Here is a 13325-nt window from a genome sequence, read left to right on the forward strand (position 1 = left end):
CATCATGCGGCGACAACCCCAACAAGAGAAGGACGCGCATCCAAACCGATTTCTTCAAAAGACAGAACGGGGTTTGAAATGCCTTTCGCACTCAAGACTGTTCGCAAAAAGCGTCTGCGGCGCGTTGAGGTGACCAGAGCTGCAAAAATACCGCTGTTGCCGGCCTCGTTCATGCGATCAGCGATCGACTGGGCGAGAGCGTTGAACACATCCGGTGGAAGCGCCACATCCATACTGCCAGCGTCACCATCGACTTGATATGTCGCAAAGGTATCTTCCCACTCGGGTGCCAGCTGCACCAACGGAATGGTTCCATCGTCGCGTTTCAGATCAGATATCAGTTGGAAACCAAGACGCTGACGCACATTCTCGCAGATTGCATCCGGCATAACGGTGACATGTCTCGCTTCGGCAATCGCTTCGAGGATCAGCGGCATGTTGCGAATGGAGACCTGTTCATCCAGCAGCATGCGCAAAATCCGATGCAACAGATCCAGCGGCACTTTATCGGGTACAAACTCGTCCATCATACGGCGGTTGGCATCTGCTCGTGCAGGGTCGGACAGGTTGACCATCTCGTCCAGAATGCGGCGCAGTGCTTTAAAGGTTAGCAAGCGGCCGAAGTTGGTCTTGATCGTTTCTAGCAAGTGCGTGGCCAGAACCTCCCCGGGCGTCACAATGGTGATGCCGGAGAGCGCCGCGGCTTCCTGAGCTTTGCTGTCGATCCAGCGTGCGGGGGCGCCATAGACCGGTTCAGAAACATCTTCGCCCAGGGGCAGCGCATCAGGTGTGTCGCCAGCAAGTGCCAGAACTTTCTCCGGCTCCAGACGGTCGCGCACCTGCTCTACCCCCTGAATGCGGATGGTGTAGGTGCCGTTAGGCAGAGAGGGCTCATCGGTGAGGCGGATCTCGGGCAGGATCAGTCCGAAGGTTGAGGCCACATGGGTCCGCATATTGGTGATACGGGCGTCCAGACCCGCGCCGGGATCCAGCACCATATTGACCAGATCCGTGGCGAATTCGACGTGGATGTCATCCAAATCCAAGACATCGCCAATGGGCTTGTCACGCGGCAGAACAGGGGCTTCTTCTTCGAGCGGAGCCTCTTCTTCTTGTGCCTTGTGCTTATAGAGATAATAGGCGGCCCCGCCGAGCACCGCGCCGCCAAATAGAAACGGAACAAAGGGCAGGCCTGGTACAAGCGCAAAGAGCACCATCAGGACGGCCACTGTGGCCAAAGCGGGCGGGTAGTTGCCGAGCTGTTTGACCAGTGTCAGGTCGGTGGAACCGGTGGTGCCACCACGCGCCAGCAGGAGCGCTGAGGCGATGGAGATGATCACAGCAGGGATCTGTGTGACCAGCCCGTCGCCAACAGTCAGGATCGCGTAGGTCTCAAACGCTTGACCGATTGGCATGCCGTGGATCGCGACGCCCATGATCAAGCCCATCACGAGGTTGAGCAGGGTGATCAGAAGGCCGGCGACTGCGTCCCCCTTCACGAATTTTGAGGCACCATCCAGAGAGCCGAAGAAAGTGGTTTCTTGCTGTTCACGTTCACGGCGGGCCTTTGCTTCAGCGTGGTCGATCGCGCCAGCGGACATGTCGCTGTCAATCGCAAGCTGCTTACCCGGCATACCGTCCAAGGCAAAACGCGCGCCGACTTCGGCCATACGTGTGGCGCCTTTGTTGATGACCATGAAGTTCACGATCAACAGGACACAGAAGACAACAAGGCCCAAGAAGACGCTACCGCCCATAACGAAGTTGGCGAAGCCTTCAATCACGTCGCCCGCTGCACCTGTGCCTGTGTGTCCCTGACCAATGATCAACTTGGTTGAAGACACGTTGAGCGACAGGCGCAGCATCAGGGATGCGAGCAAAATTGTTGGAAACGCGGAGAAATCCAACGGACGCTCAATAAACAGCGTGACGGTAAAAATCAAAATGGCGAGCGCAAACGACGCCGCCAGACCGATATCCAGCACCCAAGATGGCATTGGCAAAATCATCATTACGATGATCGCCATCAGCGCCAAGGCCAGCAAAATGGTCGGGCTGAAGAGGGTCTTTAGAGTTTGCGGATTCACGAATTAGCCTCCGTTACCGAGGAAGGGGCGAGCGGAGCCAGTGCTGCCAGGAAAGAGTGATCCCATCGCACCTGCGCTGCTGCCCCGTTGAAGCAGCGGGAAATTGTTTTCCCGTGCAACAGCGGCGGTCTGCACCAAGGGCTCGGTTTGCTTGGCCGGCGCGAGCGGCATTGACCCGGGATCAGGCAGGTTCGCCATGATACGCTTGAAGCGCGCTTTGTATTTCTTTGCGTACTTGGGCGTGCGGGAATGATAGGCCGCGGCGGCATCATCCCAATTCTGCATCTCAGCATAGAGGCGTGACAAGAAATCCGCCGCATAGCGCGCGTTGGCGATGGGCTGGAACATGTGAGTCACGTCGGTAAAATGCTGGCCATGCCACCGGTAGTTCAGCTGAAAGCAGCCCACATCAAAGCTACGTGCGCCTGCTGCGAAGTGCTTTTGAACATAGGACAGGGCTTCGCGCTGTGAGTTGAACCAGACGCCTTTGCCTTCCATGTTCACAGTCCAAGGCCACGGCGTCAGAACACCGTTTTTTGCGCGGCCGGTTTCGGTGCGGGTGATGGCGCGAAGGACGTCAAGTGGGACGCCAGTTTCATTAGAGACGATTCGCGCGACACGGTCGCAGGTCTCAGCCTCTTCAGTGCTGGCGTGCGCGGCGTGAGACCCTTGCGAAAAAGGGTTTATCAGCGTGCTTGCCGCACCGACGCTGATTATCATAAGCGAGTCGCGCACACGGCACAACAATGCTTTGAAAACGTTCTGTTTTTTCATACCGATAGCTTTCTGCCCCAGTTTGAGGCCAAGCTATCGGTCGTTTCTTTACATTTGGTAAGCGTGGTTAAGAGGAAGGCTCGGTCAGACTATGCCAATCCAACAAATCGCCAAGCACGTTGCGGCTTTCAGCACTGTCATCAAGCAGCCCACGGTTGCGCGCCAATATGCCTTGTGTGGCCTCGTCCACCTGAGTTTCCTCAGTGTCCGTTTTCATCATCATATCGCTTGTCTGGCGATAGACCTCGTTTTCGGACGATGCCAGGGCATCGAGATTTCCACCAAGCCAATTCTGCTCTTCGGCACTTTGGTTTTCGCCAAGATCAGAGAGCATCTGTGCTGCCATTTCATGATCGCCGACCAGAGAACGCGCTTGCGCTCGGAGGCGTTCAGCGTCTGCAGAAGTCATGCCAAGCAATTCAGCTTCTGCACGGCGGGGTAGGGAATCGGCCAAAGCGACGCGCGCTTTCAGCAAACGCATTTCATCGTTCTGATGTGAGTTCTGAGCGGCTTGCAGCAGACGTTTGGTTTCCCCAACAAAGCCCATTTCAAACATCTTTTGAGCAAGGGCGAGCGCAGTGTCCGGGGTAATCTTGCCAGGTTCGGCCAGATCTTCCGCGAGCGCAAAGGTGACAATGTCAAAATCTTGCGCGTGTTCGATTACAGCGCTGGCCAGCCGACTACGCACCTCAACGGCAGGTTCGGGACCATCCTTCGCTTCGATCTCTGCAACGATTTCAAAGGCTGGTTCAAATTCATGCACCAACATCCGCGCGAGCGCATGGGCGCGTCGCAAAGAAGGGCCCATCTCGCCGGATTTGTGTTCAACCGCAAGCGCGCCGACAAGTGAAATGGTGTCATTCGACGGAGGCAGGGCCTGTTTGACATGCGAGTCGATCAGCTCAACAATCGCTAGGGTTGCGAGATCTGTGTTCTGAGTGGCGATGTCTTCCAGAGTGGCATCTGCGGCGTGGGTGTTGCCCAGCTCGGCATCAAGATTGGCTTGCGCAAAATCAAAGCTTGTTCCCGGCATTGGGTTGGTGCGCTCAATGCCATTCAGCACAAGGGTCGCAGCTTCGGTATCGCCCTGCTCAACAAGCTGATTGCTCAGGCGTGGCCCGAAATAGTCGCGCAGATGGCGTGGTAGCACATTCAAGCCATCCATTGCGCCATTGATCGCGCTTTCCCCGGTGAGACGCTCGCCGGACAGGGCGGCCCAAAGAGCCACGTGACCGGAGCAATGGCCTTGCTTGGCAAACATGTGGTCACTGTCTTTGGGGGCATCACCGTCAACGATCTGCGCCATGGCATGTAGAATGCGGGTTTCGCCTGTGTTGGGCAGAAGCTTGAGGACTTGCTGGGCCTCGGCGCCAAACGTGTAATGAACGTAGAGCTTTACCAGCCGCTGCAGCGCTTTCTCATTGGTGCGGTCAAATTCGCCCACCAGATTTCTGCGCACATCTGCGAGTTCTTCTACGAAGGTTTTTTCGCCGCTCCAGTCAGCGATGTTCACGGCGGAGTCCGGCAGACAAGTTCCAACGCCAACCTGACCACTCAGAAGGGCCGCAATATCCCGCCCCACTTCGTCAATTACGTTGTAGGCGACGATGTTCACATTCTGGCCATCTAGGCCGACAGCGGCCTGTGGCGGAACGTGATCCATATTTTGGCCGGCAGATTCTGGCGTTTTGAACTGCGGCCCAGCTGCCAGTTCCATTGGTTTCGGCGCCGGTTTTGGTTTCGGCATCGGAACTTGGGATTTCAGCAGGTTTTGCGTCGCGGCGCGATCAACCTGTTTGATCAGGTCTTGCCGCAGCGTGGTGACTTGGACGCTGCGGTTCACAAAGTTCTCAAGCGCCAGAAGGCCGGAAAAGTCCGGTGATTGTGCAGGCTCTTCTTCGGGAACTGGCGCGAGGGGGACCGGTTTGGCCGCCTCAAGTGCGGAGAAGCGGAAAACCCGCTGCGGTGTTTCCGTTTCCACGGCTTCGCCAAATGACAGCGGGATCTGCGGAACATCCTCTGGTTCAGTTGACAGATCTTCGCGAATGTCAAAAATCACATAGCGTTCGTTGTAAGGGATCGATACCACCCGGCAATCACACGCCAGGGTGAGCTCGACTTCGCCCGTACGGTCATTGGCCTTGATGTCCGCGAGACGTGTCCGGGGAATGCGGTCGAACACGTCATCAGTGATGAGGTTCAGATCATTGCCGTCAATCTTGATGCGATAGGTGTTTCCATTCCGGTCGATCGTCCACTCGGTATCGCTGGATGGCAAGGTTGCCACCAGCCGTGTGAAATCTTCATGCTCCCCGGAGATGAAGGGCACATCTTGAGCCTGAACGGTCGCGGCCACAAAGGCCAACGGAATGGACAGGAGTAGTGGTCTCACGCCGCTTCCTTCTTCACTTCTTTGAGTGCTTCTTCAAGTTCAGCAAACTGTGGGCGGTTGTGCCCAGGTGTGTTCTGTCGACCGACTTCGATGCAGATGTTTGGCGAGTGGTTGTGCAGGTTCGCGATAAGAACTTCGCGGATCAGCTGGTGGAAGTGTGCGTCTTCTTCCACGATCCCTTTGATTTTGGCTGCAAATGGGCCAACCAAACCATAAGCAAGGAAAACGCCAAGAAATGTTCCCACAAGAGCGCCACCGATCATCTTACCAAGCACTTCTGGTGGCTGGTCGATCGAGCCCATCGTCTTAATAACACCAAGAACCGCCGCAACAATTCCGAGAGCTGGCAACGCATCTGCCAAGGACTGGAGTGCGTGCGAGGAATGCATCGAATGGTGAAAGTTTGCTTCGATCCGCTTCTCAAGCACCTCTTCAACCTGATGTGGATCATCATAGTTCATCGACGCAGAGCGCAGGGTATCGGCGATCAGATTCACGGATTCCTTATCCGCTTGGATTTTTGGGTACTTCTGGAAAATTGAAGATTCTTCCGGGTTTTCAATATGCTCTTCGATCGCCACGGGGTTCTTTCGGGCAAGTCGTATGAGCTCAAAGAGCAGACAGAGCAGATCTTGATAGTCCTGTGGTTGCCACTTGGTCCCTTTAAACACTTTGCCGAGATCCTTCAGCGTGTGCTTTACCGCCGCTCCGTCGTTGGACAGCAAGAATGCACCAACACCAGAGCCGCCGATGATGATCATCTCAAAGGGCAGCGCCTTCATGATTGGTCCCAAGCTACCGCCAGCAAGCACGTAGCCACCTAACACCATGATGAAAACGACAGCGATGCCGATAATGCTGATCATGAGTCCAAACTCCTTTTACCCTTCTTGGGTGACCATACGCAGCAGCGGGTTAACAATGTCTCATTCGGTGGGCGAATTTGCGTTCCGTCCGGCCAAAATCACGCTGATTGTGTAAGCGGCATCAGGTTTCATGCCGGCCATGATTCCAGCAGCGGCCTCAGGCTTCATCCGGCCAATAAAGCCGGCAGCAAACTGTGGATCCATCTCTTCAAAGAGAAGAGCGACGCTTTTGGGCTTCATGGTTTCATAAACCTGCGTCAGGCGCGTCAGATCGTCTTCTGCCGCGGTTTCGGCAATGGAAATCATGTCGCGCAGGCGATTCTCAGCATCTTCAAGCGCCGCCATTTTGCGCGAAACTTCGGCGTCTGCGATATTGAGCGCCTGCAGGCGATTCTTGATCTCGGCTTCCTGCTTCGCGATGCGTGCCTCGCGTTCTTCAAACACGGACATCAGCTTGCGCATATCTTCTGGATGCTCACAGGCCTGCGGTTCCGCCATCGCCATTTGAGGCGAATCAAGGAGTGGCTCTTCGCGTGCCAGCGCTTCTGTTGCGCCCACGCCCACCCGCAAGGTGGCAGAAGCAACCAGGAAAGACGCAATCATAAACAGGCTGCCTTTGGCCTGTTTGCGCGGCGTTTTGCCTTTGGCTTTTGGCTTGCGGGTTTTGTCGGCAGCGCCAGCTTTGGCTGGCGCGTTTTTCTGAGCCTTTTTCATTGCTTTCGCTCCGTTTAAGCAACGTGACGGGTGAAGACCGGGGCAGCTTTTGTGCCCTCATCTGCGTTTGTCTTGCCCGATTTGCCTTTCTTTTTGGTTTGCGTAGCCGCCTCTTTTGCAGCTTTTCGCTTCGCCTTGCGTTTGGCTTTCTTTTTCTCGCGACGACGCAGGCGTTCTTCTTCTTCGGCTTCGAAATCAATCTCGAACTCTTGGTCGAGGAGATCTTCATCCGTCAGCTCGTCATCATCATCTTGTTCTGCGTCTTCAGCTTTGCGCTTGGCAGCTGCTTCAAGCTCTTTTCGCAGAGCTTCTTCTGCGGCTTTTGCCTCAGCTTTGGCCGCATCCGCTGCGGCGCTGTCCTGCAAGTCATGCATTGACGCCAGCATGAGTTCCAAACGCTTCGAAACGCCTTCTGCGCGCTCGGTCAGCGTTTCAAGTCGCTCTGTCGACTTCCCAGCGGTCTGCTGAGCGGCCTTGAGGGTGCGTGTCATGTCGTCAACTTGCGCGGACAAGACAGCGACCGCACCACCTACACCGGTTTCAAGGTCATTAAATTTCGCAAGTCTGCGTGCGAGCACATAGCAATAAAGCCCTGCACCAAGAGCACCCGCGACCAGTAAGATATCTGCAATCAAATCCATCTCGGCACTCCTTAATTCAGCACGAATTCCATGACCAAAAGGTCGGAAACCCGCTCTTGGCCAGTTACAATTTGGACACGGCGCAACATCTGAGAGCGCAGCTTCACCAAGGCATCGGGCGATTCGATGTCGGAAGGGCTAAGCGCGCGGAGATATCCGTTAAGGACATCAACGACCCGTGGGAGAACGCGTTCGACTTCTTCTTGGTGTGCGCTGGGAACCTCTAGCTGCGCGCGAAACCGCAAATAGTCAGCAGAACCACCAGATGTCAGTGAAACGACAAACGGGTCGAGACCAACATATGTGATGTCCGGGAGAGCTTCGGGTTTATCCATCTCAACCGATTCTTCTTCTGCCGCTGGTGCAGAATCGCTTCCCAATATCATGCCTGAATAGACGGCAAAGAAGCCGCCGCCTCCGCCTGCCAAAGCAAGCACAAGCCCAATAATTAAAGGGAGTTTTGACGCCTTTTTTGGCGTCTCCTCTGTGTCGACAGTTTCGTCAGTCATCGCAGGTTCCAAATTCTTTGTCCCTGCAAGTTCAACCACACAGAAACTAACCGATTGTTAAGCCTGATCGTGGAAACAGTTGTTCAAGGTCGTGCAGAAGGTGCGGCATCACGGAGTAAAGACGTGCAACAATTATTGAATATGTGGACTGGGTTGGACTTGCGGCGGAAAGTGATCGTCGTGTTGGCCACCGTCGCAGTGTTTGCGACAGTACTTTCCCTGGGGCGGGTGGCAACAAAACCTGGAATGGCTCTGCTTTATAGCGGCCTTGAGAGTGGCGCAGCAGGTGAAGTGGTGCGGGCGCTGGAACAGCGCGGCGCCGTATACGAGGTGCGGGGAGGCTCAATCTATGTGGCTTCTTCCGCACGTGACGAACTGCGCATGACGCTTGCGAGCGAAGGGCTGCCAGCGAACACAACGCAGGGCTACGAACTTCTCGATTCGCTTTCGGGCTTCGGCACAACTTCGCAAATGTTTGATGCGGCATACTGGCGTGCCAAAGAAGGTGAGCTTGCGCGTACCATCGTGGTTAGCCCGCTTATCAGCCAAGCGCGCGTTCATATTGCGAACGCCTCCTCAAACCCGTTTCAGCGCCAAATCAAACCCTCTGCGTCGGTGACAATCACAACCGCTGCGGGCGATCTGCCTACAAAACATGCGCAAGCCCTGCGATTCTTGGTGGCTTCCGCCGTTTCGGGCCTGTCGCCGGAAGATGTGGCAATCATTGATGGCAACGGTGGTCTTGTTGGCGTTGCAGAGGAAACAACGACCAAAGTCGGCGAAAATCGCGAAGAAGAGACACGTCTCGCTGTTCAGCGCTTGCTTGAAGCGCGTGTCGGGCCTGGCAATGCTGTGGTTGAAGTGAGCATTGAAACAGTGACGGAGACTGAGTCTATCACTGAGCGAATCTTTGATCCAAACGGCCGGGTGGCCATCAGCACGGATACCGAAGAACGCAGCACCGATTCTCAGAACGCCAGTGGTCAGGTGACGGTTGCTTCCAACTTGCCTGACGGAGATGCGGCTGGGAATGAGTCCGGCTCTTCCAATCAGAACCGCGAGACCAGAGAGCGAATCAACTATGAGGTGTCTGAGACGCAGCGTGAGATTTTGCGTCAGCCAGGTGCCATTCGTCGTATGACCGTCGCTGTGCTTGTGAACGGAACGACGACAGAAACTCCTGAAGGTGAGACAATTGTCACCCCGCGCCCCGAGGAAGAAATGGGCGCATTGCGGGAGCTTGTCGCCTCTGCAGTCGGGTTTGACGAAGCGCGCGGCGATGTCATCACTCTGAAGTCGATGACTTTCCAGCCAGCATTGCCGATGGGGACCTCCGCGGAATCCTCGATGTTCAAAGGCATGACGCTTGATTTGATGTCCATCATCCAGACAGCAGTGCTCGCAATTGTTGCGCTCGTTCTTGGGCTGTTCGTCATTCGTCCTCTGCTGGCCGGCGGCGCCGGAGCAGGTGATCTGAACGAAATGGCTGAGGCACCGATGTTGCCGGGTCTTGATGGAGACGATGGTTTCCCGGCGATGGCTCCGATGATGGGTGACATGGGTGGAGACATGGGGATGCCGATGGCGATTGGTGACATGGGTGGCGAAGTTGGCGGCTTGCCTGCGCTTGGAGGAGATATGCCAATGGGAGGCGATGGCATGTCACAATCCGATGCGGCCGAACGTCTGCGGTCCTTGATCAGTGATCGCAAAGAAGAAACCGTGGAAATCCTGCGCCATTGGTTGGACGATCGTGAGGAGCGTGCCTAATGTCGGTCTCCCATCTTTTTGAAGACTTTGGTGGCATTGCTGAGCCGCAACCCGCACCTGTTGAAGAAGCAATCGGCAACGAAGACGAGATGCTGGAAAGCTTTGAGCAAGGCTACAAGGCGGGTTGGGATGACGCGATCAATGCGAAATCCGAAGAACACGCAAATATGTCTGCGGAACTTGAGCGCAAGCTTCAGGATTTGTCTTTCACATATCATGAGGCGCGCGAAGCCATCGTCGCCGATATGGCGCCCACTATCGAGAAAGCGATCATGACCGTTTTGCCGGAACTGGCGCGCCAAGCCATTGGGGCGCTGGCTGTGGAGCAACTCAATGAGATCGTGCGCGAAAGCAGCGAAACTCCTGTTGTTTTGTCCGCTGCCCCTGATGCGTTTCAGCCGGTTATTGATGTCATGCCTGAAACCCCACAATTCCCCGTCGAAGTCGTCCGAGACGAGAGCCTAGGGGAAGGTCAAATCAGATTCGAATTCGCAGAACGCGAACGACTGCTGGATATGAGCGAAGTTTTGGACACCGTTGCCGAAGCTCTGAAAGCGTTCACACATGAAACCCGCAAGGAGGCCCAGAATGGCTGATCCAATGATGAAACCCGATTCCGCCAACCCGTTTACTTCCGTGCCGGTTGAGATCACAATCTCTGTTGGCAAGGCGCGGCCGCTGATTGGTGATTTGCTGAATATGAATGAAAACTCCGTTCTTCCGCTGGACAAGCGCGTGGATGATCCAGTGGAGCTTTACGTCGGGGATAAGCTGATTGCCCGTGGCGAGCTGGAAGAGCTTGAGGGCGGCCAAGAAGGTCAGCTGGCCGTTCGCCTGACCGAAGTCGCAGAATTCGAAAGCGGTCTCTGATGCGTAAGGCGGCTTCTATCGCCGCCGCCCTGCTAATCTTCGTTCTCTTTCAGGCTGATGCTGCATTCGCTCAGGATGTATCGCTGTCTATCGGGAACGATGAATCGCTTACGGCGCGCAGCATTCAGCTATTCCTTTTGATCACGATACTCAGCCTCGCGCCGGGTATCGCGATCATGGTGACATGTTTCCCGTTCATTGTGACGGTGTTGTCGATCCTGCGGCAGGCGATCGGACTGCAGCAATCACCCCCCAATATGATGATGGTCTCACTGGCCATGTTCCTGACGTATTACGTGATGGAGCCAGTGTTCATGCAGGCTTGGACGACGGGCGTGCAACCGCTTCTGGACGAATTGATAGATATCGAGACGGCGTTCCAACGCACCACGGAACCTTTCCGGCTGTTTATGTCCTCTCGCTTGGATCCAGACACCTTTTTGCACCTCGCCGCATTACGCCCTGATACGGCACAGGTCGCTCCTGGGCCGGACGCGCCGTTGTCTGTCTTGGTTCCAAGCTTCATGCTCTCTGAGATCGCGCGCGCTTTTCAGATTGGTTTCCTGATCTTCCTGCCCTTCCTCATTATCGACCTCGTGGTTGCAGCAGTGTTGATGTCTATGGGTATGATGATGGTCCCACCGGCAATCGTGTCATTGCCGTTTAAGCTGAGCTTCTTTGTGATTGCAGATGGCTGGAGCCTGATTGCAGGCAGCCTTGTGCGCAGCTATTTCTAGGGTGATTATTGAGCGCATCGCTTTTTCATTTGAAGCGTTGCGCTCAAACGCCGACAGTGGCCTCACAGCAAACCTGGTGAAGATTTCCGATGAACCTCAAGGCGACCCTTTTGGCCCTTCTGGCCTTTGCGCTTTATTCTACGCATGATGTGGTCGCAAAGTATCTTGGCGCGACCTATTCGCCCTTTCAGATCGTTTTCTTTGCTTCCCTGTTTTCTTTCCCACTTGTGACAATGATGTTGGTGCGGGACCCGACGCAGGGAAATCTACGCCCAGTGCATCCTTGGTGGGTGGCTGTGCGGTCTTTGTGCGTTGTTATTGCACCTGCCGCCGGGTTTTACGCCTTTGCAAACCTGCCATTGGCGCAGGTCTACGCGATTTTGTTCTCTTCTCCTCTGCTCATCACATTGATGTCGATTCCAATCCTAAAGGAGAAAGTTGGGCTCTGGCGGATGCTCGCTGTCGTCATTGGTCTTGGAGGCGTGATGATTGTCGTGCGCCCAGGTGCGACAGAACTTAATTCCGGTCATGCCGCGGCGATTATCACTGCGCTGAGTGCGGCTCTTCAGTCTGTTATCGTCCGCAAAATCGGGCGTGAAGAGCGGCGCGTCGTTCTCATGCTCTATCCGCTTTTGGGCAGTGTTGCCGTGATGTCGGTGGTTCTCGTATTTGTATATGAACCGATGCCGCTGATAGACCTTGGCAGTATGGCGTTTGTGTCTCTCTTTGGCTTCTGCGCGACCTTGCTTCTGGTTTATGCCTATACGATTGGCGAAGCGGCGCTGGTTGCGCCCATGCAGTATTCTCAGATCATTTGGGCGATGATTTTTGGTGCCTTGTTTTTTGGTGAGACACCTGATGTGGCAACACTGCTTGGTGCCGCAATTATCGTGGCCAGCGGCCTTTTCATCATTGCGCGCGAAGCTATGGGCGGAAATTCGGAACAAACACCCGTGCTGCGGACCCGCTCACGAGGCATTTCTCCCGGCAGTCTGCGCGTCAGTTCGGCCATGCGGCGACCGGAGCGAACAGACAAGACCGATCCCTAGAGGGCTGTGGTTGCCCTTGCCAAAGCAAATCGAACCGACTATGCCGCGCGGCACGGTCGGAGTGTAGCTCAGCCTGGTAGAGCACTGTCTTCGGGAGGCAGGGGTCGGAGGTTCGAATCCTCTCACTCCGACCAAATTTTGACTCGCCAAAATTCCGTAGAACCTGCGCGACGAGGCGTGCCTGTGTCTCCTTTGTCTTTGGATGATTTGGCATTGCATGTTTTTGCAAAAGCCTTATAAGGCTCCGCCATACATGCGCGTGCAGCCCGCTTAGGCTTGATCTGATTCTCTTTGACAGAGAGGCCCGTTCGGACGTGGCACGCATTACAAACGTACCGAACCAAAAAGGTCCAAGATCATGGCAAATTCGCCCCAGGCAAAAAAACGCGCCCGTCAGAACGAGCGCCGTCTCGAAGTTAACAAAGCACGTCGCTCCCGCATCCGCACCTTCCTGCGCAAAGTGGAAGAAGCGATCGAATCCGGTGACAAAGCGGCGGCAACTGCTGCTCTGCGCACGGCTCAGCCAGAACTGATGCGTGGCGTGAGCAAAGGTGTGTATCACAAGAACACTGCGTCCCGTAAGATGTCCCGTCTGGCATCTCGGGTAAAAGCGCTGGCATAAGCTCTCGCTTTAAAGAATTCTGAAAGCGCCGCTGTTTCAGCGGCGTTTTTTTGTGCCTGCCGGTCAGCTGTATGCAAAGCCGAGGAGCAAGATCCCAAGGATGACCCGATAAATCACATAGGGGGCGAAGCTGACGGTGCGGAGCAATCGCATCATAAGGATCAGGGCGAGCAGAGCCGCGAAGAATGAGAAGATCGCTGCGAGTGCGCCATCCTGAAGGATCGTCACGTCCGCCTGCGCTGCAACGTCGATGGAAAGCAGGGCGCCACTCGCGAGGATGGTGGGGATCGACAT

General features: G+C 55.3%; 13 protein-coding genes, 1 tRNA gene and 1 pseudogene. 7 read left to right on the forward strand and 8 right to left on the reverse strand.

Features of this window, described 5'->3' with window-relative positions; all coding sequences use genetic code 11:
• Positions 1-2: 2 nt before the first annotated feature.
• The 7 genes and pseudogenes from flhA to ACO07T_RS05545 all read right to left on the reverse strand — a co-directional run bounded on the left by flhA (position 3) and on the right by ACO07T_RS05545 (position 7983).
• On the reverse strand, positions 3-2027 hold the full coding sequence (gene flhA, locus ACO07T_RS05515) for a flagellar biosynthesis protein FlhA (RefSeq protein ID WP_422048611.1): 2025 nt from the start codon (positions 2025-2027) through the stop codon (positions 3-5).
• Positions 2028-2090: 63 nt separating this feature from the next.
• Positions 2091-2585: a transglycosylase SLT domain-containing protein gene (locus ACO07T_RS05520; protein WP_422048573.1), complete on the reverse strand. Its 495-nt coding sequence runs from the start codon at positions 2583-2585 to the stop codon at positions 2091-2093.
• Between the two features lie 343 nt (positions 2586-2928).
• Entirely contained in the window at positions 2929-5253 is a 2325-nt protein-coding gene (locus tag ACO07T_RS05525; RefSeq protein ID WP_422048574.1) for a hypothetical protein, read from the reverse strand.
• On the reverse strand, positions 5250-6119 hold the full coding sequence (motA, locus tag ACO07T_RS05530; RefSeq protein ID WP_209058421.1) for a flagellar motor stator protein MotA: 870 nt from the start codon (positions 6117-6119) through the stop codon (positions 5250-5252). Before motA ends, ACO07T_RS05525 begins: the two co-directional genes overlap by 4 nt.
• 60 nt (positions 6120-6179) lie before the next feature.
• Positions 6180-6833 carry a MotE family protein gene (locus tag ACO07T_RS05535; protein WP_422048575.1) on the reverse strand — a complete coding sequence of 218 codons (654 nt, stop codon included), beginning with the start codon at positions 6831-6833 and terminating at the stop codon, positions 6180-6182.
• A 350-nt stretch (positions 6834-7183) separates the two neighbouring features.
• A pseudogene (locus ACO07T_RS05540) lies at positions 7184-7474 on the reverse strand (hypothetical protein); the annotation flags it as partial.
• A gap of 11 nt (positions 7475-7485) precedes the next feature.
• On the reverse strand, positions 7486-7983 hold the full coding sequence (locus ACO07T_RS05545; RefSeq protein WP_422048576.1) for a flagellar basal body-associated FliL family protein: 498 nt from the start codon (positions 7981-7983) through the stop codon (positions 7486-7488).
• Between the two features lie 141 nt (positions 7984-8124).
• On the opposite strand from ACO07T_RS05545, the gene fliF reads away from it, so the two are divergent.
• The 7 genes from fliF (at position 8125) to rpsT (ending at position 13031) form a co-directional block, all read left to right on the forward strand.
• Positions 8125-9753: a flagellar basal-body MS-ring/collar protein FliF gene (gene fliF, locus ACO07T_RS05550; protein ID WP_247743750.1), complete on the forward strand. Its 1629-nt coding sequence runs from the start codon at positions 8125-8127 to the stop codon at positions 9751-9753.
• Positions 9753-10349: a hypothetical protein gene (locus ACO07T_RS05555; RefSeq protein ID WP_422048577.1), complete on the forward strand. Its 597-nt coding sequence runs from the start codon at positions 9753-9755 to the stop codon at positions 10347-10349. Before fliF ends, ACO07T_RS05555 begins: the two co-directional genes overlap by 1 nt.
• The gene (locus tag ACO07T_RS05560; RefSeq protein ID WP_209058427.1) at positions 10342-10623 is read left to right on the forward strand and encodes a FliM/FliN family flagellar motor switch protein; all 282 of its coding nucleotides are present in this window, start codon (positions 10342-10344) and stop codon (positions 10621-10623) included. Before ACO07T_RS05555 ends, ACO07T_RS05560 begins: the two co-directional genes overlap by 8 nt.
• A complete protein-coding gene (fliP, locus tag ACO07T_RS05565; RefSeq protein ID WP_422048578.1) occupies positions 10623-11360 on the forward strand; it encodes a flagellar type III secretion system pore protein FliP in 738 nt (245 codons plus the stop codon). The genes ACO07T_RS05560 and fliP overlap by 1 nt, the downstream gene beginning before the upstream one ends.
• Before the next feature lie 89 nt (positions 11361-11449).
• Positions 11450-12409, forward strand: a complete 960-nt coding sequence (locus tag ACO07T_RS05570; RefSeq protein WP_422048579.1) for a DMT family transporter — start codon at positions 11450-11452, stop codon at positions 12407-12409.
• A 57-nt stretch (positions 12410-12466) separates the two neighbouring features.
• A tRNA-Pro gene (locus ACO07T_RS05575) sits at positions 12467-12543 on the forward strand.
• Positions 12544-12767: 224 nt separating this feature from the next.
• Positions 12768-13031 carry a 30S ribosomal protein S20 gene (gene rpsT, locus ACO07T_RS05580; protein WP_422048580.1) on the forward strand — a complete coding sequence of 88 codons (264 nt, stop codon included), beginning with the start codon at positions 12768-12770 and terminating at the stop codon, positions 13029-13031.
• Between the two features lie 63 nt (positions 13032-13094).
• Here the strand turns inward: rpsT and ACO07T_RS05585 are convergent.
• Positions 13095-13325: undecaprenyl-diphosphate phosphatase (locus ACO07T_RS05585; RefSeq protein ID WP_422048581.1), on the reverse strand; the 231-nt coding region annotated here is incomplete at its 5' end.

It is taken from the genome of Shimia sp. (assembly GCF_965227725.1).
In the GTDB taxonomy this organism is placed as follows: domain Bacteria; phylum Pseudomonadota; class Alphaproteobacteria; order Rhodobacterales; family Rhodobacteraceae; genus Shimia.